25 protein-coding genes are annotated in these 26616 nt (G+C 68.5%); 10 read left to right on the top strand and 15 right to left on the bottom strand.

Features of this window, described 5'->3' with window-relative positions:
- Positions 1–394: 394 nt before the first annotated feature.
- Positions 395–2677 (top strand): NADP-dependent malic enzyme, encoded by a 2283-nt coding sequence (locus ACP7AS_RS03680; protein WP_426027482.1) that lies wholly within the window; start codon positions 395–397, stop codon positions 2675–2677.
- A gap of 10 nt (positions 2678–2687) precedes the next feature.
- Here the strand turns inward: ACP7AS_RS03680 and ACP7AS_RS03675 are convergent, their stop codons facing one another.
- The 9 genes from ACP7AS_RS03675 to rdgB form a co-directional block, all read right to left on the bottom strand.
- Entirely contained in the window at positions 2688–4046 is a 1359-nt protein-coding gene (locus tag ACP7AS_RS03675) for an AmpG family muropeptide MFS transporter (RefSeq protein WP_426027481.1), read from the bottom strand.
- Positions 4047–4081: 35 nt separating this feature from the next.
- The gene (locus ACP7AS_RS03670; RefSeq protein ID WP_426027480.1) at positions 4082–5617 is read right to left on the bottom strand and encodes a response regulator; all 1536 of its coding nucleotides are present in this window, start codon (positions 5615–5617) and stop codon (positions 4082–4084) included.
- A 112-nt stretch (positions 5618–5729) separates the two neighbouring features.
- Entirely contained in the window at positions 5730–7322 is a 1593-nt protein-coding gene (locus tag ACP7AS_RS03665; RefSeq protein WP_426027479.1) for a YifB family Mg chelatase-like AAA ATPase, read from the bottom strand.
- Positions 7323–7411: 89 nt separating this feature from the next.
- Positions 7412–8356 carry a glutathione synthase gene (gshB, locus tag ACP7AS_RS03660; RefSeq protein WP_426027478.1) on the bottom strand — a complete coding sequence of 315 codons (945 nt, stop codon included), beginning with the start codon at positions 8354–8356 and terminating at the stop codon, positions 7412–7414.
- A 99-nt stretch (positions 8357–8455) separates the two neighbouring features.
- Positions 8456–9271 carry a SirB1 family protein gene (locus ACP7AS_RS03655; protein WP_426027477.1) on the bottom strand — a complete coding sequence of 272 codons (816 nt, stop codon included), beginning with the start codon at positions 9269–9271 and terminating at the stop codon, positions 8456–8458.
- Positions 9268–9666 carry a YraN family protein gene (locus ACP7AS_RS03650; RefSeq protein ID WP_426027476.1) on the bottom strand — a complete coding sequence of 133 codons (399 nt, stop codon included), beginning with the start codon at positions 9664–9666 and terminating at the stop codon, positions 9268–9270. Before ACP7AS_RS03650 ends, ACP7AS_RS03655 begins: the two co-directional genes overlap by 4 nt.
- Positions 9667–9704: 38 nt before the next feature.
- Positions 9705–10577, bottom strand: a complete 873-nt coding sequence (rsmI, locus tag ACP7AS_RS03645) for a 16S rRNA (cytidine(1402)-2'-O)-methyltransferase (RefSeq protein WP_426027475.1) — start codon at positions 10575–10577, stop codon at positions 9705–9707.
- Positions 10578–10631: 54 nt separating this feature from the next.
- Entirely contained in the window at positions 10632–11801 is a 1170-nt protein-coding gene (gene hemW, locus ACP7AS_RS03640) for a radical SAM family heme chaperone HemW (RefSeq protein WP_426027511.1), read from the bottom strand.
- 40 nt (positions 11802–11841) lie between these two features.
- Positions 11842–12444, bottom strand: coding sequence for an RdgB/HAM1 family non-canonical purine NTP pyrophosphatase (gene rdgB / locus ACP7AS_RS03635; RefSeq protein ID WP_426027474.1), 603 nt, complete (start codon positions 12442–12444; stop codon positions 11842–11844).
- Positions 12445–13045: 601 nt separating this feature from the next.
- Here rdgB and ACP7AS_RS03630 point away from each other — a divergent pair.
- The 3 genes from ACP7AS_RS03630 to ACP7AS_RS03620 all read left to right on the top strand — a co-directional run bounded on the left by ACP7AS_RS03630 (position 13046) and on the right by ACP7AS_RS03620 (position 14429).
- Entirely contained in the window at positions 13046–13552 is a 507-nt protein-coding gene (locus tag ACP7AS_RS03630; RefSeq protein ID WP_426027473.1) for a DUF2975 domain-containing protein, read from the top strand.
- Between the two features lie 65 nt (positions 13553–13617).
- Positions 13618–13878 carry a helix-turn-helix domain-containing protein gene (locus ACP7AS_RS03625; protein WP_426027472.1) on the top strand — a complete coding sequence of 87 codons (261 nt, stop codon included), beginning with the start codon at positions 13618–13620 and terminating at the stop codon, positions 13876–13878.
- The gene (locus ACP7AS_RS03620) at positions 13875–14429 is read left to right on the top strand and encodes a Smr/MutS family protein (protein WP_426027471.1); all 555 of its coding nucleotides are present in this window, start codon (positions 13875–13877) and stop codon (positions 14427–14429) included. Before ACP7AS_RS03625 ends, ACP7AS_RS03620 begins: the two co-directional genes overlap by 4 nt.
- Here ACP7AS_RS03620 and ACP7AS_RS03615 read toward each other — a convergent pair.
- Positions 14418–14888: a hypothetical protein gene (locus ACP7AS_RS03615; protein ID WP_426027470.1), complete on the bottom strand. Its 471-nt coding sequence runs from the start codon at positions 14886–14888 to the stop codon at positions 14418–14420. The two genes, ACP7AS_RS03620 and ACP7AS_RS03615, sit on opposite strands and share 12 nt — an antisense overlap.
- On the bottom strand, positions 14888–15919 hold the full coding sequence (locus ACP7AS_RS03610; protein WP_426027469.1) for an adenosine kinase: 1032 nt from the start codon (positions 15917–15919) through the stop codon (positions 14888–14890). Before ACP7AS_RS03610 ends, ACP7AS_RS03615 begins: the two co-directional genes overlap by 1 nt.
- Before the next feature lie 92 nt (positions 15920–16011).
- Between ACP7AS_RS03610 and ACP7AS_RS03605 the strand changes: the two genes are divergently transcribed.
- Positions 16012–16881 carry an ATP-grasp domain-containing protein gene (locus ACP7AS_RS03605; protein WP_426027468.1) on the top strand — a complete coding sequence of 290 codons (870 nt, stop codon included), beginning with the start codon at positions 16012–16014 and terminating at the stop codon, positions 16879–16881.
- A gap of 214 nt (positions 16882–17095) precedes the next feature.
- Here ACP7AS_RS03605 and nth read toward each other — a convergent pair whose 3' ends face one another.
- A complete protein-coding gene (nth, locus tag ACP7AS_RS03600; protein ID WP_426027467.1) occupies positions 17096–17833 on the bottom strand; it encodes an endonuclease III in 738 nt (245 codons plus the stop codon).
- Positions 17830–19110 (bottom strand): flavin monoamine oxidase family protein, encoded by a 1281-nt coding sequence (locus ACP7AS_RS03595; RefSeq protein WP_426027466.1) that lies wholly within the window; start codon positions 19108–19110, stop codon positions 17830–17832. Before ACP7AS_RS03595 ends, nth begins: the two co-directional genes overlap by 4 nt.
- 119 nt (positions 19111–19229) lie before the next feature.
- Here ACP7AS_RS03595 and ACP7AS_RS03590 point away from each other — a divergent pair, with 119 nt between their 5' ends.
- From ACP7AS_RS03590 to ACP7AS_RS03570, 5 genes are all read left to right on the top strand, one after another.
- On the top strand, positions 19230–20342 hold the full coding sequence (locus ACP7AS_RS03590; protein ID WP_426027465.1) for an HlyD family secretion protein: 1113 nt from the start codon (positions 19230–19232) through the stop codon (positions 20340–20342).
- Positions 20339–21949 (top strand): DHA2 family efflux MFS transporter permease subunit, encoded by a 1611-nt coding sequence (locus ACP7AS_RS03585; protein WP_426027464.1) that lies wholly within the window; start codon positions 20339–20341, stop codon positions 21947–21949. Before ACP7AS_RS03590 ends, ACP7AS_RS03585 begins: the two co-directional genes overlap by 4 nt.
- Positions 21949–22542, top strand: a complete 594-nt coding sequence (locus tag ACP7AS_RS03580) for a TetR/AcrR family transcriptional regulator (protein WP_426027463.1) — start codon at positions 21949–21951, stop codon at positions 22540–22542. The genes ACP7AS_RS03585 and ACP7AS_RS03580 overlap by 1 nt, the downstream gene beginning before the upstream one ends.
- Before the next feature lie 61 nt (positions 22543–22603).
- The gene (locus ACP7AS_RS03575) at positions 22604–23359 is read left to right on the top strand and encodes a creatininase family protein (RefSeq protein ID WP_426027462.1); all 756 of its coding nucleotides are present in this window, start codon (positions 22604–22606) and stop codon (positions 23357–23359) included.
- 20 nt (positions 23360–23379) lie between these two features.
- Positions 23380–23883 carry a phasin family protein gene (locus tag ACP7AS_RS03570; RefSeq protein WP_426027461.1) on the top strand — a complete coding sequence of 168 codons (504 nt, stop codon included), beginning with the start codon at positions 23380–23382 and terminating at the stop codon, positions 23881–23883.
- 169 nt (positions 23884–24052) lie between these two features.
- Here ACP7AS_RS03570 and ACP7AS_RS03565 read toward each other — a convergent pair whose 3' ends face one another.
- Both ACP7AS_RS03565 and ACP7AS_RS03560 read right to left on the bottom strand, forming a co-directional pair.
- Positions 24053–25498, bottom strand: coding sequence for an AMP nucleosidase (locus ACP7AS_RS03565; RefSeq protein ID WP_426027460.1), 1446 nt, complete (start codon positions 25496–25498; stop codon positions 24053–24055).
- A 207-nt stretch (positions 25499–25705) separates the two neighbouring features.
- Entirely contained in the window at positions 25706–26569 is an 864-nt protein-coding gene (locus ACP7AS_RS03560; RefSeq protein ID WP_426027459.1) for an alpha/beta hydrolase, read from the bottom strand.
- Positions 26570–26616 lie beyond the last annotated feature (47 nt).

Here is a 26616-nt window from a genome sequence, read left to right as displayed (position 1 = left end):
TCGGCGCCGCGTAGCGGCGCCGGGGTGGGAGGGGCTCGGCGACACAAGCACCGGCGCTCCCCTCGCCGAACCGGGGGCCCCCCCCCCCCGCGCGGCCCCCCCCCCCCCCCCCCCGGGGGGCAGACAACCACCCCCCCCCCACACAAGTTCCCCCCCCCCCCCCGCCCCCCCCCCCCCCCCCCCCCCCCCCCCCCCCCCCCGGGGGGGGGGGGGGGGGCGGGGGGGGGGCCCCCCCGGGGTGGGAGGGGCTCGGCGACACAAGCACCGGCGCTCCCCTCGCCGAACCGCCCCCACCCGGTCGCTGCGCGACCACCCTCCCCCCAGGGGGAGGGAGAACACAGCGCCCACCCCCTCAACGGTTGTCCCCGCCCGTCCTGCGGCTTAGGAACAGTCCATGCCCGATCTCACAGACAAACAGACCTTCTCCGACGAAGACGCGCTGGAGTTTCACCGCAGCCCGACGCCGGGCAAGATCTCCATGGCCCCGACCAAGCCCATGGCGACCCAGCGCGACCTGTCGCTGGCCTATTCGCCGGGCGTCGCCATCCCCGTGCTGGCCATCGCCGCCGATGTCGACAAGGCCTACGACTATACCTCCAAGGGCAATCTGGTAGCCGTCATCTCGAACGGCACCGCCATCCTCGGCCTCGGCAACCTCGGCCATATGGCGTCCAAGCCGGTGATGGAGGGCAAATGCGTGCTCTTCAAACGCTTTGCCGACGTCGACAGCTTCGACGTCGAGGTCAAGACCACCGATCCGGACGAGTTCATCACCGTCGTCAAGAACATCGGTGACACTTGGGGCGGGATCAATCTCGAGGACATCAAGTCCCCGGAATGTTTCGTCATCGAGTCGGAACTGCAGGACCTGCTGGACATCCCGGTCTTCCATGACGACCAGCACGGCACCGCCATCATCTCGACCGCCGGCCTGATCAACGCCTGCCACATCACCGGCAAGAAGCTCGAGGACATCAAGGTCGTCCTGGCCGGTGCCGGCGCGGCGGGCCTCAGTTCCATCGGTCTGATGAAGGCCGTCGGCGTCCGGGCCGAGAACACCGTCATCGTCGATCGTGACGGCGTGGTCTACAAGGGCCGCCCCAGCGGGATGGACCAGTGGAAGGCGGCCCACGCCACGGACACCCCGCACCGGACCCTGGCCGAGGCCATGGTCGGTGCCGACGTGGTCCTGGGCCTGTCGGCCAAGGGCGCGATCACCAAGGAGATGGTGGCCTCCATGGCCCCCAATCCGATCATCTTCGCCATGGCCAATCCGGACCCGGAAATCACGCCGGAAGACGTCCTGTCCGTCCGCTCCGACGCCATCATGGCTACGGGCCGCTCGGACTATGTGAACCAGGTCAACAACGTCCTGGGCTTCCCCTACATCTTCCGTGGCGCGCTGGACGTGCGCGCCCGCCGCGTCAATCACGAGATGAAGGTGGCCTGCGCCCAGGCGCTGGCCGCCCTCGCCCGTGAGGACGTGCCGGACGAGGTCGCCATGGCCTATCGCGGCCGCAAGCTGCGCTTCGGTCCCGACTACATCATCCCCTCGCCGTTCGACCCGCGCCTGATCTGGTACATCCCGCCCTTCGTCGCCCAAGCGGCGATGGACTCGGGCGTGGCGCGCAAGCCGATCGAGGACATGGACGCCTATCGCACCCAGCTGCGCTCGCGGCTCGATCCCTCCGCCGCCCTGATGCAGAACATCTCCGGGGCCGTGCGCGCCGGACAGAACAAGCGGGTGGTGTTCGCCGAGGGCGAGGAGACCGTCGTCATCCGCGCCGCCTGGGGCTTCAAACAGGCCGAGCTGGGCACGCCGATCCTGCTGGGCCGCGAGGAACTGATCCGCAAGAACGCCGCCGAAGCCGGCCTCGACTTCGACGCCATGGGTATCGAGATCGTCAACGCCCGCGTCAGCGAGCACAACGACGACTACACCGACTGGCTCTACGCGCGCCTCCAGCGGCGCGGCTATCTGCGCCGCGATGTGCAGCGGATGATCAATCAGGACCGCAACTATTTCGCCGCCGCCATGTGCGCGCGGGGTCAGGCCGACTGCATGGTCACCGGCGTGACCCGCAATTTCAACATGGTGCTGAAAGAGGTCCGCCGCGTCCTCGACGTCAAGAACCGCATGATCGGCCTGTCGATCCTGCTGGCCAAGGGGCGCACCCTGTTCGTCGCCGACACCTCGATCCATGAACTTCCGAATGCGGAAGAACTGGCCGAGATCGCCATCCAGGCGGCCGCGACCGTCCGCAAGCTGGGCAAGACCCCGCGCGTGGCCTTCCTCAGCTATTCCACCTTCGGCAACCCTCCGGGCGACCGGGGCGAAAAGGTGCGCGAGGCCATCCGCATCCTCGACCAGCGCGGCGTCGATTTCGAATATGAGGGCGAAATGCCGCCCGAACTGGCGCTCGATCCCGAGGCCCGGGCCGCCTATCCCTTCATGCGCCTGACCGGCCACGCCAATGTGCTGGTCATGCCGGCCATCCATTCCGCCGCCATCTCGACCCGGCTGGTCCAGTCGCTGGGCGGCGCGACCGTGATCGGTCCGCTGCTGGTGGGGCTGGAGAAGTCGGTCCAGATCGTCAGCCTGGGGGCCTCGGTCAGCGAGATCATCACCGCCGCCACCTTCGCTGCCTATGACGAAGGGGCGGCGGCCGAAGGTTAGGACGGCGGGTTCAGGTAACGCCCGCCATCGCCTTCAACCGGCGATTCCGGCGGTCCAGCATCCAGCACAGGATGACGGCCGGGATGCCGACGGCGGCCGTCCCGGCAAAGAACAGGGCGTAGGCGACCATCAGCTCATGCCCTTGCTGCAAGCTCTCGACGACGACGCCTGAGAAGCCCTTCAGGAATTTTCCCAGCAGGGCGTAGAACGAGCTCAACAGGGCGTATTGGGTGGCCGTATAGCCGATGCCTGTCAGGCTCGACATGTAGGCCACGAGGGCGGCACCGGCCAAACCTTCACTGAAATTCTCCACGAACAGAACCCCGGCGAACATCGGCGTCGAAAGGCCCGCCAGCGCCATCAGCGTATAGCCCAGGTTCGACATCGGACCGATCAGGGCACCCAGCAGCAGTGTCCGGCCAAATCCGAAGCGCAGGGCGCAAAGGCCACCGGCGGCGATACCGGCGATCGACCCCGCCAGACCGAAGCTGAGCCGCATCGCCCCGATGGCATCCTTGGTCAGGCCCAGCTCGATATAGAACGGTCCGACCATCGGCCCCATCACAAAGTCCGGGAGCCGGTAGAGGCTGATCGCCGCCAGCATCAGCAGGGCGGCGGTCTTGTGCGTTTTCAGAAAGTTGAGGAACGGGCCGACGACCGCGTCGAACATCCCGCGCGGCGTCCAAGGCGCGGCTCCACCCGTCACTTTGGCAATATCCGACCGGTCCAACGGCTCCTTGGCGAACAGGGTGGCGAGGATCGCGATCGACATCGCCGCACCCCAGATCGCATAGGCCGCATTCCACCCCAGACGGGTGGCGAAGAACAAAATCAGCGCATTGCCGGCCAGAATCGCGAACCGATAGCCCAGCTGATACGCCGAGGTCAGGAGGGCCAGATCTTCCTCGTTTTCGGCGCTCTCGATCCGCCAGGCGTCGACGACGATATCCTGGGTCGCGGACGCAAAGGCCGTCACGAGGGCCGCGATTCCAAGGGCGGTCAGACCCCCTTCCGGACCGACGATGGCCATCGTGATCAGCGCGGCGCCGACCAGCGTCTGGGACAGCAACATCCAGCCGCGTCGCCGCCCGAACCGGCCGAGGATCGGAACGTCGAACCTGTCGACGACCGGTGCCCAGATAAATTTGAAGGAGTAGGCAAGGCCGACCCACGAGATGAACCCGATCGTGGACAACGCCACATCGCCTTCCGCCAGCCAGATGCTGAGCGTCGCACCCGTCAGCAGGAAGGGCAGACCGGAACCGAAGCCCAGCAGCAGGGTGATCAGGACGCGGCCACGGCCCAGCGCCTTGAAGACATCCTTCGCGCCGGCCTTGCGGGGCGCGGCTTCCGCGGAGTTGTCGGTCATCTGGCGTCCTTTGGAAACGACGCCCCCGCGTCGACCTATGCGACGCCGACCTTGGCGCGCTCCGCCCGGTTCGTCCAGCGGGCGAGTGAGACCCGCAGGGCCTCCAGCTCCAGCGGCTTGACCAGATGGTCGTTCATCCCCGCCTCGAGACAGGCCCGCCGATCCTCGGCAAAGGCATGGGCGGTCAGAGCCACAATCGGCGTTTTGTCGCCTGCCGCACGGACGGCGCGGGCAGCTGTGGGGCCGTCCATCCCCGGCATCCTCATATCCATGAAGACAAGGTCGTAACGGGCGCGCTTCATGGCATCGACAGCCTCATCGCCGCTTGCCGCGGTTTCGACGGCGCAGCCTTCGCGACGCAGCAGGGTGGCGGCCAGCAGGGACCCGACCGGATTGTCCTCGACCAGCAGCACCCGGGTACCCGTGAACCGGGTTTTCGCCACGCGGTCATCTTCGGGGGGCGGAGGGGGGGGCAATCCCGGCTGCAGGTCGGGCCGGGTTCCGGCGGCGGCCAGCACCCGTTCCGCCAGGGAGGCGCGGCGCAGGGGCTTGATCAGATAGCCATGGAAACCCGCGCCCTTGTAGCGAGCGATCAACTCACGCTCCGACGGTTTCAGCAGAATGATGGCGCGACCCTGTGCCGGGCGAGCGACCATCGCAGAGCCTGGGGCGCAGGCCAGGTGGTCGATCAGGACCACATCCGCCCCGACGCTGTGGCGTCCGCCGGACGCCACGACCTGGGCCATGGCCCCGGCTCGCACGAACGGATCGGGACTGACGACATGAACGGCATGCCCCTGCAGCGGGCGGCCGCGGTCCGCGCCTTCCACGGCGGGGAAGGCGGCCTCGAAACGGAAACGCGCGCCCGGGCCATCGGGCCGGTCGGCGACCGTGACGGTTCCCTTCATCGCCGCGGCCAGCTTCGACACGACCGCCAGGCCCAGGCCGGCCCCGCCGAAACGGCTGGCGTCCGAGGCGTCGACGTGGCCGAATTCCTCGAAGATGCGTTTGCGGGCCTCGGCGGGCACGCCGGGGCCGGTGTCGTCGATGATGAAGGCCAGCCTGGGCTGGGAGGTATTTCCGTCGACGCGCTCAACGGTGATGCGCACCCCGCCGGTCTCGGTGAATTTCACGGCATTGCCGGCCAGGTTGAACAGCACCTGACGCAGGCGGCCCTCGTCACCGACGATGTCCGGTGCGTCGGCAGCGACCGACCAGACGATTTCCAGTCCCTTGTCATGGGCGCGGGGGCTGAGCAGTTCAGCCACGCCACGGACCAGCCCCTCGAGATCGACCGGCGCGGCGTCGAACTCGAGCTTGCCGGCCTCAAGACGGGCGTAGTCCAGCAGGTCGTTGACCAGACCCAGAAGATGCTCGGCCGAAGACCGCGCCGCCTCGGCATAGGCGCGCTGGGCACCGTCCAGCCGCGTGCGTTGCAACAGACCCAGCATGCCGATGACGCCGTTCAGGGGCGTGCGCATCTCATGGCTCATGAGGCGCAGGAACTGCTGCTCGGCCGAGGCCGAGTCCGTCGCCGCTGCTGTGCTCGATTTCTTGCGCTGGCCCGCCATACCCTGTCTCCCTTGACCCTGATGATGGGCCAGAACCCCTTAAGGCCGGCTCAATCGGCACGATTAAGCAAACCTCGATCGGGGGCACCCCGGACGGCGGGCGGTCACGTCTTCACCAGGCGGACGAAGTCTCCCGCCGGCCCTCGGCCTGCCGCTCGAAATCGCCCTGGGCGCCGCCGGTCGACCGGCGATGGATCAGGGCCTCGGCGATGTGCCGGCGCAGCACGCCGTCACAGCCGTCGAGATCAGCGATGGTGCGCGCCAGACGCAGGGTGCGGGTCCAGCCGCGCGCGGTCAGGCCGCCGGCCTCGCCCGCCCGCATCAGCAGCGCCCGCCCCGCTTCGTCCGGCGTGGCGAACCGCTCCAGCGTCTCTCCCGAGGCGCGGGCGTTGATGGCCTGATCGCGGGCTACAGCCGGATCGACACCGGCGGCCCGCAGTCGATCCTCCTGCATCGTCCGCGCCGCGATGACCCGGGCCGCTGCCTCGGCCGTGCCTTCGGCGGGCGGCGGCAGGGCCATGTCGGCGGCGGTCACCGGTGGCGTTTCAACGGTCAGGTCGATGCGGTCGAACATCGGGCCGGAGATGCGGTTCTGATAGTCGCGCTGGCAGCGCGGGGCCTTGCCGCAGGCCCCGCGCCCGGCCCCACCGAGGCCGCAGCGGCAAGGGTTCATGGCCGCGACCAGCTGGAAGCGGGCCGGATAGCGGACATGGGCATTGGCCCGCGCCACAACGATCTCGCCGGTCTCAAGCGGTGCCCGCAGCGAATCCAGCGCCTGGGCCGAATATTCCGGCAATTCGTCCAGAAACAGGACGCCGTTATGCGCCAGTGAGGCCTCGCCCGGCCTGGCCTTCAGCCCGCCACCCGTCAGGGCTGCCATCGAGGCCGAATGGTGCGGGGCCCGAAACGGCCGGTCCCGCGTCAAGGCCCCGCGTTCGATCAGGCCTGGCACCGACCAGACCATCGAGGTCTCCAGCAGTTCCTGCGGCGTCAGCGGCGCCAACAGGCCCGGCAGACGCGCCGCCATCATGGACTTGCCCGAACCGGGCGGCCCGACGAACAACAGGTTGTGGCCGCCCGCTGCCGCGATCTCGAGTGCCCGTTTGGCGCTTTCCTGGCCCTTGACCTCGCGCAGATCAGGCACCGCAGCGCCCATCCGTACCGGTCCGGGTTCCGGCGACCGCAGCACCTGGCTGCCCTTGAAATGATTGACCAGACCGATCAGCGAGCGCGGGGCCAGGATGTTGACGTCGCCCGCCCACGCCGCCTCGGGGCCATTGGCTTCCGGACAGATCAGGCCCAGTCCCATGGCCGAGGCGGCGACCGCCGCGGGCAGGGTTCCACCCACCGGCGCGATCTGGCCATCCAGGTTCAGTTCGCCGACGGCGGCCCAGCCGTCCAGCGCATCCGGCGCGATCACTCCCATGGCGGCCAGCAGGGCCAGGGCGATCGGCAGGTCGAAATGACTGCCCTCCTTGGGCAGGTCGGCGGGGGCCAGATTGGCGATGATACGCCGCGACGGCAGCGCCAGGCCGATGCCGGCGAACGCCCCGCGCACCCGCTCGCGGCTCTCGGCAACGGCCTTGTCCGGCAGGCCGACGATGGCGAAGACGATCGGCCCGTCGTTGCCGACCAGTTGCACCTCGACGTCGACGCGCCGGGCCTCGACGCCTTCGAACGCGACCGTCACCACCCGAGCCGCCACCGCGCCCTCCCGTTGCCGGAAGGGAACGAAACACGAACTCAGGGCAAATGCAATCCTGATCTAGACATGAACACAACCCCGAGAAGGTTTCAGCCGGCCCGTTTGCGCTCGATCGCGTCCCACATCAAAGCGGCGGCGTCGACGCCGGTGAACCGCTTCAACTGCTGGGCCCCCGTCGGCGAGGTGACGTTGATCTCGGTCAGATAGTCACCGATCACGTCGATGCCGACGAACAACAGACCGCGTTGCCTGAGCGTCGGCCCGATGGCAGCGCAGATCTCGCGGTCACGCACAGTCAGATCGACCGGTGCCGCCGTGCCACCGACCCGCAGGTTGGAGCGCACCTGGCCGGTGGCGGGAATGCGATTGATCGCCCCGACCGGCTCGCCGTCGATCAGGATGATCCGCTTGTCGCCCTTTGAGACCGCCGGGATGAATTTCTGGATCACGAGGGGGTCGCGGCTGCCCGTCGCATGGATCTCGATCAGGGCCTCAAGGTTGGGATCGCCCGCCTTCAACTTGACCACGCCCGAGCCGGCCGCCCCGTGCAGCGGCTTCAGAACGACGTCGCCATGACGTTCGTGGAAATCGACCAGGGCGACCGGATCGGAGCTGATCAGGGTCGGCGGGGTCAGGCCGGGAAACTGCGTCACCAGCAGTTTTTCGGGGGCGCTGCGGACTTCGGCCGGATCGTTCACGACCAGGGTCCCGGGATGCACCGTCTCGAGCAGATAGGTCGAAGTGACATAGGCCATGTCGAACGGCGGATCCTGACGCATCAGGATGACATCGATATCCTCGGCCAGGTTCAGCTTGACCTCGTCGCCGAAACTGACGTGATCGCCCTCGATCTGGCGCAGCGTGACCGGTCTGGCGCGGCAGGACAGTTTCCCGTCCTCCAGGGCCAATGTCCGCACATCATAGACCCACTGGGCGTGGCCCCGATCCTGGGCCGTCATCATCATCAGCCAGGTCGTGTCGGACTCGATGTTGACGGCCTCAACGGGATCCATCTGGATGGCGACTCTCAACATGCTTTGTCCTTCCAAGCGTCAGCCCTTGGCTAATGGGCAGCGCAGCGGAACGGCGCAAGCCTGTTCGGCCTCCACGGACCCGGAGGACGTCGGGCTCAGCTAGTTGAGCTGAAGGCGGACCCGGTCGACGGACATCTGGCGCGTGATCTCCATCGGGTCATCCTTGGTGCGCGCCTGCGCCAGAGCCTGCAACGCACCGGTCAGGGCACCCTGTCTTTCGCGCGCGGCGGCCACGTCCAGCCACGGGCGGTGATCCTCGGGATCCAGCAGAGCGCGGCGCAGGGCCGCGCGTTCCGCCCCCTCGAAGTCGCGAGCCCGTATGGCGCGCGCGAACAGCACATTCTGAAGCCGGATCAGAGCCTGTCGCTCGCTGACCGGGGCCATCAAGAGATCGAGCCGGTCGGCCACATAGGGCGTCAGCCCGGCCCTGAGCGCACGCTGCGTCAGTTCGGACGGCAGGACCAGCCGGCCCTGGCTGAAGGGATCCAGCGCCACCGGCCCTTCGGGCGTCTCGACCCGCAGCAGGAAATGGCCCGGGAAGTCGACGCCCTGGGCCTTGATCCCTGCCCGCCGCGCCGCGTCGAGATAGAAGACGGCCAGCGCCGCCGACAGGCCGCGACGGCGCTCGGCCACGTCGATGATGTCGGTGTTGGCCGGATCGTCATAGTGCAGCAGGTCGCCGTTCAGCCGCAGGTCGGAGGCCAGGGTCTCGGTCAGGGCATCATCCGGGCTTTCGCCACCGATCCGTTCAGCCAGCCGTTCAGCAGCGTGATTGGCCAGGGTCCGGACCGGCTCCGGGTCGCGGAACGGATAGTCGTGGATGGCGCAGGCAATCGCGGCCTCGAGCAGAGGAAAGGCCTCGTCCTCGGCTTGTCCGGCCTCGGTCAGCAAGGTGATCGCGTCTTCGCGGGTCATGCGCCGCCCCTCCCGAAGGCGTCAACACCGCGACGATGGCGCGGAAACCGTCCGGGAGCCAGCGCCACCATATCGATCCGGAGCAGATGACCGGCCAAGCTGGGTCTTTGGCGCAACACTGCCCGGCCCGCTGCCAGCAGACGGTCGAACTGATCCGGGGTCAGCGCCGTCAGGGCCGCGTCCATTGTGGCCCGACGCTTGACCTCGACCACCGCCAAGACCCTGCCCCGCCGGGCGAGGATGTCGATCTCGCCGGCGCGGGTCTTCAGCCGGAAGCCGAGGATCTGATAGCCCTTGGCCATCAGCAGGGCCGCCGCCAGCCATTCCGATGCGTGCCCCGCCCGATGTGCCTGGGTCCCGAGCCCGACCCGCCAGTCCCGTTTGACGCGCGCCACCTTCGGGGCCGTCAGACGGGTCGGAGGTCTCGGCCGTTTCACCGGCCCTGCAACTCCAGCGCCCGCTTGTAGAGCGGCTTGCGCGGCAGGTTCAGCGCCCGCGAGACTTCCGCCGCCGCCTCGCCGGGCGGCAGCCGGGTCATGGCTTCGGTCAGGGCGGCATCGGCGTCGGCTTCGGACGCGACCTCGGTCTCGCCCGGGCCCACGACTACCACGATCTCGCCCTTGGGCGACTGGCAGCGCGGATCGGCGGCCAGTTCGGGCAGGGTGCCCCGCACGCACTCTTCGAACAGCTTGGTCAGTTCACGGGCGACGGCGGCGGGGCGTGGCCCCAGGACCGCCGCCATATCGGCCAGACTGTCGGCGAGGCGCGGGCCGCTCTCGAAGAAGATCAGGGTCTGGCGCGCCGTGCGTACCTCTTCCAGCATCGCCCGCCGCGCACCCGATTTCGGCGGCAGGAAGCCGGCGAACAGCACCCGGTCGGCGGGCAGGCCGGCGATACACAAAGCCGCCAGCAGGCTGGACGCCCCGGGGATCGGATGCACGGGCAGGCCTGCCGCGATGACGGCACGGGCGACGACGAAGCCCGGATCATTGACCATCGGCGTGCCCGCGTCCGAGACGAGGGCCACCACCTCGCCCGCGCGCAGCCGTTCGATCGCCCCCTCGGCCGCGCGGGCCGAGGCATGATCGTCGCAGCGCTCCAGCTTCGCCTTCAGCCCATAGGCCGACAGCAGCTTGCCGGTGACGCGTGTGTCCTCGGCCAGCACCAGGTCGGCGGCGGCCAGCACGTCGAGCGCCCGAAGAGTCATATCCCTGAGGTTCCCGATCGGGGTCGCCACCAGATAGAGGCCGGACGCGACCGGGCGCGGCGGCGGGGCAGTCGGCGGGAAGGGCGAGGGATCGGACATCGCCGGGACCGTGCCAGTGGGGCGCGTCCGGCTCAAGGCCGGTCGCAATCTGCTTCAGACCAGCAAGGCCTTCAATACGCTGTCCAGCACCGGACGCCCCGACGCCGTTGCGACGACGCGGTCTTTGCACAGGGACAGAAATCCCCCCTCGATCAAGGCCGCCAGCGGAACGGCTGTCGGAGTCCGGTCGAGCAAGGCCAGCAGGGCGACCGGCACGCCCTCGACCGTACGCAGGCCCAGCAGCACCCGCTCTTCGGCGGCGTCCCGCTGCGACTGGGTCTCCCGCTCGCTCCACGGCACCCCCGCCTCGACACCCGCGACGTAGTCCGCGATTCGCCGATGGGCGACCGTCGCCGTCCGCGCGCCGGCCAGCGTCAGCCGCCCGTGGGCCCCGGGACCGAGGCCGAGATAGTCGCCGCCGCGCCAGACGTGCAGATTGTGCGCCGACCGCGCCGCGACGCCCCGCGCGTGGTTGGAGACCTCATAGGCGTCGAAGCCCGCGGCTTCGAGCACGGTCTGGGTGGTCTCGTACAGGGCGGCCGACAGGTCCTCGTCGGGCGGGGCCCAGGCTCCGCGGGCCACAGCCCGGCCGAAGGCGGTCGTCGGCTCGATGGTCAGTTGATAAGGCGAGACATGCTCGAAGCCGAGGTCCAGCGCCTCGGTCAGTTCGGCCCGCCAGCCGTTCAGGGTCTGGCCGGGACGGGCGTAGATCAGGTCGATCGACAGCCGTTCGAATGTACGGCCTGCGACGGCCACGGCCCGCCGGGCCTCGTCCGCCGAGTGGTTGCGGCCCAGGAAGGCCAGGGCACCGTCGTCCAGCGCCTGCACCCCCATCGACAGCCGATTGACCCCGGCGTCGGCGAGGGCGGCGAACCGGTCGGCCTCGGCATCGGTGGGATTGGCCTCCAGGGTGATCTCGATGTCGCCGCGCGGCGGGAACAGGGCCTGGGCGCGGGCGATGATGGCGGCGACGGCATCCGGTGCCATCAGCGACGGGGTCCCGCCGCCGAAGAAGATCGAGGCCAGCCGGCGCGGACCGGTCAGGGCCGACTGGGCCTCCATGTCGGCGAGAATAGCCTGAACCAGCGCCGCCTGTTCCGCGATCTTCCCCCGATCCCGGACGACGTTGAAGTCGCAATAGGGGCAGATGCGGTCGCAGTACGGCCAGTGGACGTAGAGGGCGAGGTCTCCCTTGAGGTCGCTAACGCGATGCGCGCGGCGCATCGCTACTTGAGCGACGGCGTTTCCGGGATCGCCAAACGCATCAGTCAATCAGCGCCGCCTTCAGTTTCGCAAACGCCCGCGCGCGGTGGCTGATGGAATCCTTGAGCGCCGGGTCCAGTTCACCGAAGGTCTGATCATAGCCTTCCGGGACGAAGATTGGGTCATAGCCGAACCCCCGGTCGCCGCGCGGCGGGAAGGTCAGGACCCCGTCGACCCGGCCCTCGACCACCACCGCCGGTCCGTCCGGCCAGGCCACGGCCAGGGCAGAGGTGAACCAGGCCCGGCGATCGTCGGAACTGACCTCCTCAAGTCTGTCTTCCACGCGGCGCATGGCGAAGGCAAAATCCTTCTCCGGCCCGGCCCAGCGCGCAGAAAATATACCCGGTGCCCCGTCGAGGGCCGCAACCGACAGGCCCGAGTCGTCGGCGAGGGCAACCTCGCCCGCCCGGTCGGCGGCATGGCGCGCTTTCAGCAGCGCATTGCCCACAAAGGTGCTCTCGGTCTCCTCTGGCTCGGGCAGGTTCAGGCTGGCGGCAGTGACGACCTCGTAATGTCCGTCCAGCAGGGCGTCGATCTCGACCGCCTTGCCGGGATTGTGGGTCGCCACAATCAGACGCATCCCTTTGATAAGCCTTATTTTCATCCCGATCACACGCTCCGCAACAATCCATTGCCAAAGTTTAATATCGTTAAACGATATGTAACATGACTTCCCTCAGCGCACGTCCTATCTATGTCCTCAAGAACGGACGGCGCAACGTTCCCCGATAGAGCCAAAACCGGCAAGATCGATGCAGCGTTACAACGAACGAGGGGTGAAAACATCCCTCACTCAGGACCCACGGAGAAAGACCATGAACACCATGAACGCTTCCTACTTCATCGAAAAGGTTGGCCACGGCATCCTCAACGCCTTCCTGCTCGCCGCCCTGCCGACCGCCCTGGTCGTCTCGCTGCTCCAGGCTCTGTAAGCCACGTCAGGCTTCAAGCCGCCCCAGCGCGGCCTGCGAAACAGTCTGGCCTCAAGTAGCCCGAAGGGCGGTAGGCCAGAAAGAATGTCTCACCGGAGCTTTGACGATCGGCATGACAATCGCGATGAATAAGACCGCGTGTGGGTTCGCCGGACCCCGCGCGGCATCCGCGACCCGACCTCCGGCCTGAACGAGGCGCGAATTATGCGATTCCCGAAGACGATCACGCTCGGGATCCGCCCGCCTGTCCTTCCGGCGATCGGCCCCGGATCCATGTCCAGCCTGCTCGGCGTCGCTCTCGGCGTCGGCTTCTGGGTTCTGGCGCTGCTGACGCTGGCCGCCGCCCTCTTCTTCATCTTCATGGTCTTCGTCCCGATGGGACCCCTGGGCCTGACCGCGACATCCACCGACGGCGGCACCAGCGTGCCTGTGCCCCGGGCCTATGTGCTGTTCGGGGTCGGAGCCATCACCGGCTATCTGGGCGGTTTCGCCCTGATCCTGCGCCATCTGCGCCGCATCGTGCACAGTCTTCGCATCGGCGACCCCTTCCAGCCCGCCAATGTCAGCCGTCTGAAGCAGATCGGCCTGATCCTGGCCGTCGTCACCGGCGGGGCCTGGATCGGTCAGACTTTGGTGTCGCGGCTTGTACGCGGTGCGCTGGAGCCGCCCAGCATGTTCGATCTGGTCACCCCTGCCTTTTCCGTCTTGGTCGTTTTCGTCCTGGCCCAAGTCTTCCGCGAGGGCGCGCGCCTGCGCCGCGAATCCGAACTGACTATCTGAGGCAGCGCGCGGTCAGAAGGCTGAGCCCTTCTCGACCCGAGGCGCGCCGGTTAAGAGAGCGTCCCATGGCTATCCGTGTCCAGCTAGATCGCATCCTCCTCGAGCGGCGCATGTCGTTGACCGAGCTGGCCGACCGCGTCGGCGTGACCCTGGCCAATCTGTCGATCCTCAAGACCGGCAAGGCGCGGGCGATCCGGTTCACGACGCTGGACGCCCTGTGCCGCGAGCTGAACTGCCAGCCGGGCGATCTGCTGATGCAGATGCCCGGGCCCCAGGACGCCGGCTCGGACGAGGATCCCGACGGGACCGCCCCCGGGACGGCATGAGCCGGCGCGACGACCTGAGCCCGGACGACCGCCGCATCTGGGACCGCGTCACAGGCTCGGTCACGCCCGCGAAACCGAAGAAGGCCGCGCGGATCATTCCCGGTGCCGCCGTCGTCGATCCGCCGGCCGCGCCGCATCCGAAGGGTCCGGTGAAGGCCCGCGGCACAGCACCGCTCCATTCGCTCGTCGTTGCCGGCCCGGCCCGCCCACGCGGTCATCCGGAGGAGCTGGAACCCCGCCGCCAGCGTCGGCTGTCACGCGAGCGCGATCCGATCGAGGCGCGGATCGACCTGCATGGCTACGGCCGGTTCCAGGCCCAGGACGCTCTGACCGCCTTCCTGCAGGGGGCCCAGGCGCGCGGCTATCGTTCGGTGCTGGTGGTGACGGGACAGGGCCGACGCGGCGGCACGGGCGTGATCCGCGCCTCGGTCCACGAATGGCTGCAGGGCCCGGCGCTGCGTGGCGTGGTCTCGGGGTTTGCGTCCGCCGCCCGTCATCACGGCGGAGACGGGGCGCTTTATGTGACGATCAGGCGGGTGTCAGTGCGGTGACGGGTTGGCCGCTTCCTGACGTCGCAGTTCGGTGAAATTGGAGTCGACCCTCGCCTGATTGGCCGCCACGTCGCCCTTGAAAAGCATGGGACGGCGGAGCGCGACGGCGCTGCAGTTTTCCTGCACCCAGCCTTGCAGATCATCGAGATAGCGGACGCGCTCCGCCGCATCGCCCGGCCGGGTCATCAGCCGCTCCCTGAGCGTCCGGGACTTTTCCAGCGCCTGTGCCATAAGGGTTTCCCGCGTCAGTCCCGCGGCCACGCCGTAGCTGGCTGCGAGGGCGTCGAGTTGCGTTTCGAACCAGATGTGCGCCTGTGGGTCGGGCTCCCATCCGATCGAGTAGCAGAAGCCGGACACCACCGAGTCCTCGGCCATCACCCGGCTCTGGTCCAGATATTCGGCCGGGATCTGCGCGGCCACCGTCGCCAGTTGGAGAGCAAAGGCGAGCGCGATCGACATCAGACGCGGTCCGCGCCCAACGTCAGGCCGTTCTGTTTCGCCAGCGCTTCCAGCGACGTCATCGGCCGCGGTCCCCAGTGGGCGATGACCTCGGCGGCGGCGAGGGAGCCGAGCTTGCCGGCGTCTTCCAGCGACAGGCCGCGCGCCACGCCCAGCAGGAAGCCGGCGGCGTACTGGTCACCGGCCCCCGTGGTGTCGACCACCTTGTCGACCGGGACGACGGCGATGGCCACGCGATCGTCACCGGACAGGACGACCGAGCCGGCCTCGCCCCGGGTCACGGCGGCGACGTCAACCATGGACGCGAGCTGCGCGGCGGCGGCGTCGAAGTCGTCTGTTTCGAACAGGGCGGCCAGTTCGCCCTCATTGGCCAGGACGATGTCGGCCGAGGTCTCGATGAAGGCCAGCAGCTCGGCGCGCCAGCGGGCGACAACGAAGGTGTCGGACAGGGTGATGGCGACCTTGCGCCCGGCAGTGTGGGCGGCGGCCGCCGCGGCCTCGAAGGCGGCGCGGGCCGGGGCCGGGTCAAACAGATAGCCTTCCAGATAGACGATGGCCGAGGCCCCGATCAGGTCGGCGTCGATGTCGCCGGCCTCCAGCTGGTTGGCGGCCCCCAGAAAGGTGCACATGGTGCGCTGGCCGTCGGGGGTGACGTTGATCATGCAGACGCCGGTGGCCAGTCCGGAGTCGGCGCCGTCCTTCAACGGGAGCGTCTCGAAGGCCACGCCCGCGGCGCGGATGTCATGGGTGAAGACCCCGCCCAGGGTGTCGTCGGCAACCTTGCCGATATAGGCCGCGCGGCCGCCGAAACTGCCGATACCGGCGACCGTATTGCCGGCCGAGCCGCCCGAGGCCTCGACGCCTGCGGCCATGGCGGCATAGAGGGCGGCGCTCTGTTGCGCGTCCACCAGCTGCATCGAACCGGCGGTCAGGTTCTGGGCGGTCAGGAAGGACGGGTCGCAGGGGGCGAGCACGTCGACGATGGCGTTGCCGACGGCACAGACGTCGTAGGAGGCGGGGATCTGGGTCATGGGCCGCCCATAGCCGACGCCCGGCCCCGCGTCATCCAAAAACCCATAAGGAAAGCCTTATGCATTTTCGAACAGTTCGCTAAGACGCGGTCATGACCGAAGTCGCCGTCCTGACCCCCCACCCGTCCGACCCCTCCTATGCCGGCCAGTGGCCCGGGGTGCTGGAGCGCCTGGGCGAGGCCCTGTCCCTTGCGGGGGTCACGGTCGCGCCGACGCCGTGGACCGACCATGTCGCGGACGCCTCGGGACTGACGCGGTTTCCGCTGGTGCTGCCGGTGATCGCCTGGGGCTATCACCGCGACCACGACCGCTGGATGCAGGCCTGCGCGACCTGGGCCGACGCCGGACTGCGGATGCTGAACCCGCCCTCGGTGCTGGGCTGGAATTCGGACAAGAGCTATCTGGGGCGTCTGGCCGACAAGGGGATCGCCCTCCCCGACACCGTCTGGGTCGAGAGCCCGACGCAGGTCGATGTCGACGCTGCCTTCGTCCGGTTTGGGACCGATCAGATCGTAGTCAAGCCGCGCGTCTCGGGCGGAGCATGGAAGACTTTGCGGCTGTCTCGTGGCGACCGACTGACTGACGCACCGCAAGGCCCGGCGATGATCCAGCCCTATCTGCCGACCATAGAGACCGAGGGCGAGACCTCCCTGCTGTTCTTCGGCGGCAAGCTCAGCCACGTCGTCAACAAGCGGCCGGTCCCGGGCGAGTTCCGGGTCCAGGTACAGTACGGCGGCGGCTACACGGCGCTGGCCGAACCGCCGGCGGGAGCCCGTGCGCTGGCGGAAGCGACGCTGGCCGCGATCAGCGAGGACCTGCTCTACGCCCGCATCGACATGGCGCCCGACGCCGACGGCGGCTGGCTGCTGATGGAGGCCGAACTGATCGAGCCCGACTTCTATCTGGCGTCCGCGCCTGAAGGCGGACGGAATTTCGCGAAGGCGGTGCGGGCCCGGCTCTGACTGAGTCCGGTCCGCTGAATCTTCTAGCGGACATTGCGGACACATCGGACTCTTCCCCGTTTCGTCAGGAGCGAAGCAAGAAGTGTAACCCGGGCCCGGGGCATGCGAGGGAAACGACCCTGCCGCGGCAGAAAACCTGTCTAAACTCAACGCGTTGATCGGCGTAAGTTGTCTGGCAAACTGGATTCTGGCGTCCGGCACCGACGGAAGCGCCTCAGACCGCCTCGCCCATCGCCACCAGATCGGGCCGCGAGGGACACAGGTCGCTGATCAGGCAGGCGCTGCATTTCGGCTTTCGCGCCGTACAGGTGTAGCGGCCATGCAGGATCAGCCAGTGGTGGGCCTTGGGGAGCCATCCTTCGGGCACGACGCGGAACAGCTGGGCCTCGACCTTGTCGGGCGTGGCGGCATTGGCCAGACCGAGCCGGTGCGAGACCCGGAAGACGTGGGTGTCGACGGCGATGGCGGCCTCGATCCCCAGTTCGTTCAGCACCACGCTGGCGGTCTTGCGCCCCACGCCGGGCAGGCCCTGCAGGTCGGCGCGGTTCAGCGGCACCTCGCCGCCATGCTGCTCGAGCACGATCCGACTGAGGGCGATGACGTTCTTCGCCTTGTTCCGGTACAGGCCGATGGAGGCGATGTAGGGGACAAGCCCCTCTTCCCCCAGAGCCAGCATCTTCACGGGCGTGTCGGCGACCTTGAACAGTTTGTCCGTGGCCTTGTTGACCGCGACGTCCGTGGCCTGGGCCGACAGAGCCACGGCGACCACCAGCGTATAGGGGCTGGAGAAGGTCAGCTCGGTCTTGGGATCGGGCATCACGGCCGCCAGCCGCGCGAAGATCGCCTCGACCCGATCCTCATCCGGCGGCCAGCCGAGCGTCGGGATGACCGCGCCGGTCATGACGGCGGGGCGTTTGGGGGTCGGTCGCAAGGCGGGCTTTGGGGGCTTCATGGCTCGCCTTCGCGCTGACGCCCGAAACCGTCAAGACCGAAGGCCGTCAGCGCTTCCCGCGCCGCCCGCTCGCCTTCGATCCACGCGCCGTGAGCCGTGCCGTAGAAGATTTCGGAGGTGGCTTCTCCCGCAAGGAAGATGCGGTTCTCGATCGGGATCTTGAGCCGTGCGCGGTCGTCGGCGTGGCCGGGCAGGGCGTGGGAATAGGCCCCGCGCGCCCAGGGATCGGCCCCCCACAGGGAGGTGGCGACCGGGGCGATGCGGCGGCGAATGCCGAATCCCAGCAAGGCCGCCAGTTCGTCCGCCGCAAAGGCGAAAAAGGCGGCCTCGCCCTCCCGCTCCAGCCCCCAGGCCAGGTCGGCCCCGAAATAGGCCTCGATCATCGGCCGGCCGAAGGGGCGCAGGTGATAGCCGGCGGTGTCGGCGGTGTCCCGGCGACCCCACAGCTGACTGTCGGGCGGGAAGTCATCCGCGCCGGCCACCGTCATGTGCAGCTTGGACGCCAATCCCAGGGGGAGGCCGGATACGGCCTCCAGCAGGTCCGGAACCGGCGGGTCGATGCGGATCGTCTCTGTCGCAAGCAGGCTGGTCGGGACGGTCAGGATCACCGCCCGGGCCTCGACGCGGCCCCGCGCCGTGTCGAGACGCAGGGTCGGTCCGGACCGGTCGATGCGGCTGACCGGGCAGTCGAACACCACCGGTCGCGATGACCCCAGATGCTCGACCAGACGGCCATAGCCATCGACCACGCGCCAGTTCACCCCGGTGTCGCGATAGGCGTCATAGTCGCGGATCGAGACCTCTGCGAACCGGGCCCCGTTCAGAGCCCCCGAGATGGCGTCGATCCGGCCATTCCAGCGCCCGTCGGGATCGAACAGGGCGGCGGCAGGGCCCTCCTCACCGCGACGGGCCGCCTCGGCCACGCGGTCCTCAAAGGCGGCAAACGACTCGCCGAACGCCGCCTGGTCGTCGGGTGACATCTCGTGATTGAAGGCCTGGCTGCGCCACGGCGGCGGCGTGCGATCGAGACTGAAGCCTTCATCTTCGGCCAGCGCCGCCAGCACATTCTCGTCGGCCGAATGCAGCCAGCCGCAGCCCATGTCGAGACCGCTGCCGTCCATATCGACCGTATGCGCGCGGCCGCCGATCCGGTCCCGGGCCTCGAGCACCACCACGTCCAGCGGCGCTCCGCCCAGCGCCCGGGCGGCGGCGACGCCGGCGGCTCCGGCACCAATGATGGCGACATCGACAAAAGACGGCGGGCGGGTCGCGGGCATCACGCACTCCAAACGAAGCGAAACAAGACGTGTTGTCGCGCCAAAACAAGCGTCCTTGATTTTTGGACACTATCGTCCATTTTAAGGCGTCCTCCCCGACACCGTTCTCCGAGCTTCCCATGGCCCTGTCTCCCGCCCTCAAGAAACGCCTGCCCCTGATCTTGGGGGCCTTCGTTCTTGTCGCCGTCATCATCGGTGGCTTCGTCTGGTGGCAGGGCAAGCAGCGCTGGGAGTCCACCGACAACGCTTTCGTCGCGGCCGACACCACCGAGGTCAGCCCCCAGATCGACGGCTATGTCGTCGAGGTTCTGGTCGCCGACAACCAGCGGGTTGAGCCCGGCCAGATCCTGATCCGTCTCGACGACGCCAACGCCCGCGCGGCGCTGACCCAGGCCGAGGCCAATCTGGCCGCGGTGATGGCTGCGGTCGGCAATGTCGACGCCCGCGCCGCCCAGGAACAGGCCATGATCGCCTCGCGCGCCGCCGGCGTCGCCCAGGCCCAGGCCCAGGCCGATCTGGCCCGTCAGCAGGTCGACCGCTACGGCAGGCTGGCCGAGCAGGGCTGGGTCTCGCAGGCCCGCATCCAGACCGAGCGTGCCGGGGCCCGCACCGCCCAGGCCTCGGTCGCCGAGGCCCAGGCCGCGCTTGTCGCCGAACAGCGCACCGCCGGCGTGCTGGGCTCGACCCGGAGCCAGAGCGTCGCCGCCGTGGATGTCGCCCGCGCCCAGGTCGAACAGGCCCGGATCGCCCTCGACCGCACGGTCCTCCGGGCCCCCGTCGGCGGCGTCGTCGGTGCCCGCGGGGTTCGCGTCGGCCAGTATGTCCGCCCCGGCGGTCAGGTGCTGTCGATCGTGCCGCTGGGCGACGCCTATGTGGTGGCCAATTTCAAGGAGACCCAGGTCGACCGGCTGCGCCTCGGCCAGTCCGTCGAGATCATGGCCGACGCCTTCCCCGGCCAGACCCTGACGGGCCATATCGACAGCTTCGCGCCCGCGACCGGGTCGGAATTCGCCCTCATCCCGATCGAGAACGCGACCGGCAACTTCACCAAGATCGCCCAGCGCCTGCCCGTGCGCATCCGCGTCGACCACGCCTCGGCCGCCGCCCTGCGGCCCGGCCTGTCGGTCGAGGTCAAGGTTGATCTGAAGAGCCAGGGCGGGCTCAACTTCGCCCAGGCCGCGACCGAGACGGTCGCCGTCGCCGCCGCGGACACCGGGGCGCGTGCCGAGTGACCGCCGCCGCCCCCGCATTGGTCGGGGCCGGGGCCGGGGTTGGGTCCGGAGCCCCGCCGGCTGCGCCCGGGATCAACTGGACCATCCTGCTGCTCGGCTTCGCCGGCATGGTGATCGGCCAGTTCATGGCCATCCTCGACATCCAGATCGTGGCCTCGTCCCTGCCCCAGATCCAGGCCGGCGTCGGGGCTTCGGCCGACGAGATCAGCCGGATCCAGACCGCCTATCTGATCCCCGAGGTCGTGATGATCCCCCTGTCGGGATATCTGTCGCGACTGTGGGGGACGCAGAAGGTGTTTCTGGTTTCCTGCACCGGCTTCATGCTGATGAGCGTGGCCACGGGCCTGTCGTCGTCGATCGACGCCATGATCCTGTTCCGCGCGCTGCAGGGCTTCGTCGGCGGGGCCATGATCCCGACCGTGTTCGCGGTCGCCTTCACCGCCTTTCCGCCGGACAAGCGCATCACTGCCAGCGTGGTGATGGGCCTGATCGTTACCCTGGCCCCGACCGTCGGTCCGACCCTGGGCGGCCACCTGACCGAATGGCTCAGCTGGCGCTGGCTGTTCTTCATCAATGTGCCCCCCGGCCTGCTGGTGCTCTTCCTGGTCGGCCGCTACGCCAATTTCGACAAGGGCGATCCGTCGCTGGCCAAGGGCTTTGACTGGTGGGGACTGGGCCTGATGGCCACCTTCCTGATGAGCCTGCAGTTCGTGCTCGAGGAAGGCTCGAAGAACGACTGGTTCTCGGACGACACCATCCTGTGGCTGGGTGTTCTGGCCGCCGTCACCGGCCCGGCCTTCATCTGGAGGACGCTGACCTACCATAATCCGGTGGTCGAGCTGCGGGCCTTCGCCAATCGCAATTTCATGGTCGGCGTGGTCATGACCTTCATCGTCGGCGCGGCCCTGTTCGGCGGTACCTTCCTGCTGCCACTGTTCCTGTCTCGCGTGCGGGACTATTCAGCGGCCGAGGTCGGCACAACCATGGTGGTCTCGGGTCTGGCCATGTTCGCCACGGCCCCCTTCGCCGGCCGTCTGGTGCGCAAGGTCGACGCGCGCATCCTGATGTTCGGCGGCTTCATGTTCTGCGCCTGGGGCATGTGGGATGCCCACGCCGTGACCAGCCAGTGGGGCTTCTGGGAGTTCGCCGGCGTCCAGGCCCTGCGCGGTGCGGGGGTGATGATGGCCATGATCGCCGCCCAGCAGGTCACCATGTCGACCCTGCCCCCGCACATGATCAAGAACGCCTCGGGGCTGGTGAACCTCTCGCGCAACGTCGGCGGGGCCTTTGGCCTGGCCCTGCTGAACACCTCCCTGACCCGGAACACCGCCGCTCACATGAGCGAGCTGACCCAGAATATCGCCGTCACCAACCACGGCATGCAGGGGATGCTGGCGGGGATGCAGGAGCGGTTCGCCGGCTCCGCCGATCCGGCCGGCGCGGCGCTGAAGGCGATCCACGGGATGCTGAACCTGCAGGCCACGACGCTGGCGTTCGGCGACGCCTTTGCCATGCTGGCCGTCGGCTGCGCCATCGCCGCCTTTGTGACCCTGTTGTCGCGGCCCGTGAAACCCGCCGCGGACGCACCGCCGGTGGACGCTCACTGATGGCGCGCGTGGTGGGCCAGGTCGACGAGAGCAAGACGGCGGCGATCCTCGACGCCGCCGCCGCCCTGTTCGCCGAAAAGGGGGCCCTGACCTCGATGGACGCCATCGCCCGGCGCGCCGGCGTGTCGCGCCAGACCCTCTACAACCGCTTCCCGTCCAAGGTGGAGATCGCCCGGGCCCTGGCGACCCGCCGCTCCGACGCCATCAGCGCCCCACTCAGGAGCGGCGGTGATCCTGTGACCGTTCTGACCGCCACGGCGGCGGGGATGCTGGAAAAGCTGATCGCGCAGGGCGCGGGTGCCTCGATGCGCGGGGTCGCCCTGATGTCGCCCAATGATCCCGAACTGGCCCACGCCATCTACCAGGCGGGACCGGCGGAAGGCCTGCGTCGCCTGTCCGCCTGGCTGGCCGAACAGAGCCGCGCCGGCACGATCGCCGTACCGGATCCCGATGCGGCGGCCGAGATGTTTACGGGCATGGTGATGGGTCACGGCCATCTGCGCAGTGTACTGGGTGTGGCGCATCCGGGGTTCGATGTTGAAACCCGGGCGGCCGAGGCGGCCCGTCGCTTCCTGCGCGCCTTCGCCGTCTGAGACGGTTGGCCTGGCGCACCAATCGGCCTAGACCGCGCGCAAATCGCTCCGGAGTCCCCCCATGCTGATCCATCTGTCGTCCTGGCCCGAGATCGACGCGCGGCTGAAGACCACGAAGACCGTGGTCGTGCCGATCGGCTCCAACGAACAGCACGGCCCGACCGGCCTGCTGGGCACCGACTGGATGTGCCCCGAGATCATCGCCCATGCGGCGGAGAAGCAGGACGACAACCTGGTCGTCGCCCCAACCTTCAACATCGGCATGGCCCAGCATCACCTGGCCTTCGCGGGCACCATATCCCTGCGCCCCTCGACCTTTATGGCGGCCATCACCGACTGGGTCTCGTCCTTGAGCCGCCACGGCTTCGAGCGGATCTATTTCCTCAACGGCCACGGCGGCAACGTCGCCACCATCGAAGCCACCTTCGCCGAAATCCATGCGGAATGGTCGTTCGTCGAGGAACGCCCGCCCTTCGTGCTGAAACTGAAGAACTGGTGGGACCTGCCGGGGGTCAACAGCCTGTGCAACCGCCTCTTCCCGACCGGCCACGGCATGCACGCGACCCCGTCCGAGATCGCCGTGACCCAAGCCGCCTATCCCGACCGGATCAAGACGGCCGACTACAGCCCGAAGATCGCTCCCAGCGGCCCGATCCGCGATGCGCTCGACTACCGGGCGCGCTTCCCCGACGGCCGCATCGGCTCGGACCCGGCCCAGGCCAGCCCCGCGAAGGGCCAGACCATCATCGACGCCGCCGTCCCCGCCCTGCTGAAGGATGTGGCCGACTTCACAGCCGAGGTCTTGCCCGGCTCCTGAAAGCGGCCCAAGGCTTGGAAATGACCGAGTTCGACAGAGCCATCAAGACCGGCCGCCGCCTGACGCGCGACGGGGCCCGCGCCGCCAGTACGGCCCTGTCCGGTGGCGAAATGCTGCAGGCCGCCGGCGACGTCATCAACGCCCGGCTCGAGATCATGGCCGCGGGGATGACCGATCCGCGCAAGATCGACCTGACGGAAATGTCGCTGATGAGCACCGAGAAGGTCGAGGCCCTGTCAGCCTCGGCGGCGGCCATGGCGAAAACCTTCGGCGATATCGGCGGTCGCCTCGGTTCCGGCGTCATGACCGAGGCCGGACTGGCGTCCCGGGCGGCTAGGTCCATTGCGTCCGCCTCGACTCCCGCCGCAGCCATGCAGGCGCAGTACAGCTATGCCGTCGGCTGGTGGAGCCGCGCGGCCGCGCAGATGCTCACCCTGAACAGCGCGGTACTGAAGGGCCACGCCGACGCCCTGCGCCCGATCCACAAGACCGCCGTCGCCAATGCGAAGCGACTGAAGAAGTAGAAGATGCCGATCTCCCTCCCCCTCGGGGGGAGGGTGGCTGAGCCGCAGGTGAAGCCGGGTGGGGACGCTTCGGCGAGACAGACGCCGGCGTTCTCGTCGCCGAGCCCTCCCCACCCGTCAGCTTCGCCGACACCCTCCCCCCGAGGGGGAGGGAGATCCGCACCAATGTCTACCGGAACGGTGGCTCGTCGAAGGCGCGCAGCTTGCGCGAATGCAGCCGGTTGCCCTCGGCGCGCAGCAGGTCGATGGCGTGGATGCCGATCTGCAGATGCTCGGAGATCGAGCCCTCATAGAATCGGTTGGCCTGACCCGGCAGCTTGATCTCGCCGTGCAGGGGTTTGTCCGACACGCACAACAGCGTCCCGTAGGGCACGCGGAAGCGATAGCCCTGCGCGGCGATGGTCGCGGATTCCATATCGATGGCCACGGCCCGGCTCTGGTTGAAGCGCAGCGCGGACTTGGAATAGCGCAGCTCCCAGTTCCGATCGTCGGTGGTCACCACCGTGCCGGTGCGCAGCCGGCGCTTGACCTCTTCGCCCGGCGCGCCGGAGACGATCTTTGCGGCGTCGTAGAGCGCCCGCTGCACCTCGGCGATCGACGGGATCGGGATGTCGGGCGGCAGCACCGCGTCCAGCACGTGATCGTCGCGCAGATAGGCGTGGGCCAGAACATAGTCGCCGATGCTCTGGCTGGGCCTCAGGCCGCCACAGTGCCCGATCATCATCCACGCGTGCGGCCGGGTGACGGCCAGGTGGTCGCAGATGGTCTTGGCGTTGGACGGCCCGACCCCGATGTTCACCAGGGTGATGCCGCGATGCCCCGGCGCCGTCAGGTGATAGGCGGGCATCTGGTGCTTCTTCCAGGCCGCGTCCATGACGGCGGTCTCGGGATCGGGCGTATCGCGCGTGATCTCGATGCCGCCGGCGCAGACGAGTTTCTCATAGGCGCTGTCGGGGTCCTGCAGCTGGGCGCAGGCCCAGCGCACGAACTCGTCGACGTACCGGTTGTAGTTGGTGAACAGGATGTAGCTCTGCACATCCTCGACCGGCGTCCCGGTATAGTGACGCAGACGGGCCAGCGAGAAGTCCGTCCGCAGCCCGTCGAATTGGGCCAGCGGGAAGTCCTTCGTCAGGTCGAACATCCCGTCAGAGATTTCGTCGCCGATATGGGCGAGATCCGTGGTCGGGAAATAGCGGGCCACGGCCGCCGTCTGACTGCGATCCAGTGTGACGTCCGAGCCGTCCATCACATAGGGGAACGGGATTTCCTGCTCCGAAGGATGCACATCGAAGGTGGCGCCATAGTCGGCCTCGAGCAGGGTCAGCTGCTCCAGCAGATAGGGGCGGTACAGGTCGGGCCGGGTCAGGGTCGTCGAATAGACCCCCGGCCGCGAAAGGCGGGCGAAGGCGCGCTGCTCCAGATTGGCCGGCCGTTCGCCGTACCAGCTGACCCTGAGTTCGGGATAGGAGAACAGGCCTTTGGCCCGGGCCTCGGGGTCGGCGCGCTCGCCGGTCCGAAGGAAGGTCCCCACCGCGGATCGCAGGTTGGAGACGGATTGGCTGTAAAGGCTTTCAAGACGGTCCAGCGCCGCCTGTGGTGTCATCGTTTCTGTCATGGCCTACTCTAGCGGAAGATCATGGCCTTGGCGAGACTGTGGAGCTTGGCACTCTTTGGGCGCGCTATGTTCGCGACCCGGTCGCTCACGGCTTGAGCGCGGGGTCACTATTCGTCAGCCCCCGGCCTGACCGGGGGATCGCGACGCGGTCGCACACAGCTTGAGCGCAGACGGGGTGCCATGTGCACAACGCGCTCGCCCGCGCCGTCAGCGCTGGCCCAGTTCGCGGCGCAGGAAGGCGGTGACGTCGTCGAGCACCGGTGCCTTCTTGCGGAACAGGGGCGAGAAGGTCGCGACCAGGTCGGCATGGTTCAGGCCGGGATAGAGTTTGGCCTCGCAACGACCGCCGATCGCCTTCATCCGGTCGCACAGGATGATGGTGTCGTCGTCATGGACCACCACATCCGCTGTGCCGTGGCCCAGCCACAGCGGCGGGGCATCGGCCCGGGCGAAGGTCACGGGCTGGGTCAGGGTGGGATCGGCCACGCGACCGAAGGCATTGATCGACGACGAGACGTCAAAGGGCAGGAAGTCGTAAGGCCCCGCCAGCCCGGCCGCCGCCCTGATCAGATCGGGTGCGCCGGCGGCGGTCATATAGCGCCGGTCCAGGGCGATCATCATCGCCAGATGGGCTCCGGCGGAATGGCCGATGACGCCCACCTGTGCCGGGTCGGCGCCGTACTGGCTTGCGATCTCACCGGCCCTGGCCGTGGCGGCCGCGGCGTCCTCGATAAAGGCCGGGAAATGAACCTGCGGAACCAGTCGGTAGTCCGGCGTGGCGACGACGAAGCCCCGCGCCGCCAGCGCCTGTGCCGCCCAGGCGTAGAGGCCGCGCTCGCCGCTGTCCCAGCCGCCGCCATAGAAGAAGACCAGCATCGGCCAAGGCCGATCACCGCCCTCGATCGGGGCGTGAATATCCATCTTCTGGCGGGGGTCTGCGCCATAGGCGACGTCGGTCGCGACCCGCCGGACGCCGCGATCGCGCGGAGCCAGGGTGTTCAACAGTCCGAGCGGGGAACAGGCGGCGGCCAGCAGGCCGACGGCGGGGATGAACAGGCCTCTGCGGGTCATGCGATCTTTCAGGTCGGGCGGGGACAGGTCAGACGGGACCGCAGCAA

The organism is Brevundimonas sp. TWP2-3-4b2 (assembly GCF_049897345.1).
Classification (GTDB): domain Bacteria; phylum Pseudomonadota; class Alphaproteobacteria; order Caulobacterales; family Caulobacteraceae; genus Brevundimonas.
Note: the sequence above shows the minus strand (reverse complement) of the source record. Positions and strands in the feature narration are given on the sequence as shown.

Excerpts from the sequence above, each read along its gene's own strand:
- ACP7AS_RS03680 (WP_426027482.1), top strand. The coding sequence starts at position 395 with ATGCCCGATCTCACAGACAAACAGACCTTCTCCGACGAAGACGCGCTG.
- ACP7AS_RS03675 (WP_426027481.1), bottom strand. The coding sequence starts at position 4,046 with ATGACCGACAACTCCGCGGAAGCCGCGCCCCGCAAGGCCGGCGCGAAG.
- ACP7AS_RS03670 (WP_426027480.1), bottom strand. The coding sequence starts at position 5,617 with ATGGCGGGCCAGCGCAAGAAATCGAGCACAGCAGCGGCGACGGACTCG.
- gshB (WP_426027478.1), bottom strand. The coding sequence starts at position 8,356 with ATGTTGAGAGTCGCCATCCAGATGGATCCCGTTGAGGCCGTCAACATC.
- ACP7AS_RS03655 (WP_426027477.1), bottom strand. The coding sequence starts at position 9,271 with ATGACCCGCGAAGACGCGATCACCTTGCTGACCGAGGCCGGACAAGCC.
- rsmI (WP_426027475.1), bottom strand. The coding sequence starts at position 10,577 with ATGTCCGATCCCTCGCCCTTCCCGCCGACTGCCCCGCCGCCGCGCCCG.
- hemW (WP_426027511.1), bottom strand. The coding sequence starts at position 11,801 with ATGCGCCGCGCGCATCGCGTTAGCGACCTCAAGGGAGACCTCGCCCTC.
- rdgB (WP_426027474.1), bottom strand. The coding sequence starts at position 12,444 with ATGAAAATAAGGCTTATCAAAGGGATGCGTCTGATTGTGGCGACCCAC.
- ACP7AS_RS03630 (WP_426027473.1), top strand. The coding sequence starts at position 13,046 with ATGTCCAGCCTGCTCGGCGTCGCTCTCGGCGTCGGCTTCTGGGTTCTG.
- ACP7AS_RS03625 (WP_426027472.1), top strand. The coding sequence starts at position 13,618 with ATGGCTATCCGTGTCCAGCTAGATCGCATCCTCCTCGAGCGGCGCATG.
- ACP7AS_RS03620 (WP_426027471.1), top strand. The coding sequence starts at position 13,875 with ATGAGCCGGCGCGACGACCTGAGCCCGGACGACCGCCGCATCTGGGAC.
- ACP7AS_RS03615 (WP_426027470.1), bottom strand. The coding sequence starts at position 14,888 with ATGTCGATCGCGCTCGCCTTTGCTCTCCAACTGGCGACGGTGGCCGCG.
- ACP7AS_RS03610 (WP_426027469.1), bottom strand. The coding sequence starts at position 15,919 with ATGACCCAGATCCCCGCCTCCTACGACGTCTGTGCCGTCGGCAACGCC.
- ACP7AS_RS03605 (WP_426027468.1), top strand. The coding sequence starts at position 16,012 with ATGACCGAAGTCGCCGTCCTGACCCCCCACCCGTCCGACCCCTCCTAT.
- nth (WP_426027467.1), bottom strand. The coding sequence starts at position 17,833 with ATGAAGCCCCCAAAGCCCGCCTTGCGACCGACCCCCAAACGCCCCGCC.
- ACP7AS_RS03595 (WP_426027466.1), bottom strand. The coding sequence starts at position 19,110 with ATGCCCGCGACCCGCCCGCCGTCTTTTGTCGATGTCGCCATCATTGGT.
- ACP7AS_RS03590 (WP_426027465.1), top strand. The coding sequence starts at position 19,230 with ATGGCCCTGTCTCCCGCCCTCAAGAAACGCCTGCCCCTGATCTTGGGG.
- ACP7AS_RS03580 (WP_426027463.1), top strand. The coding sequence starts at position 21,949 with ATGGCGCGCGTGGTGGGCCAGGTCGACGAGAGCAAGACGGCGGCGATC.
- ACP7AS_RS03575 (WP_426027462.1), top strand. The coding sequence starts at position 22,604 with ATGCTGATCCATCTGTCGTCCTGGCCCGAGATCGACGCGCGGCTGAAG.
- ACP7AS_RS03570 (WP_426027461.1), top strand. The coding sequence starts at position 23,380 with ATGACCGAGTTCGACAGAGCCATCAAGACCGGCCGCCGCCTGACGCGC.
- ACP7AS_RS03565 (WP_426027460.1), bottom strand. The coding sequence starts at position 25,498 with ATGACAGAAACGATGACACCACAGGCGGCGCTGGACCGTCTTGAAAGC.
- ACP7AS_RS03560 (WP_426027459.1), bottom strand. The coding sequence starts at position 26,569 with ATGACCCGCAGAGGCCTGTTCATCCCCGCCGTCGGCCTGCTGGCCGCC.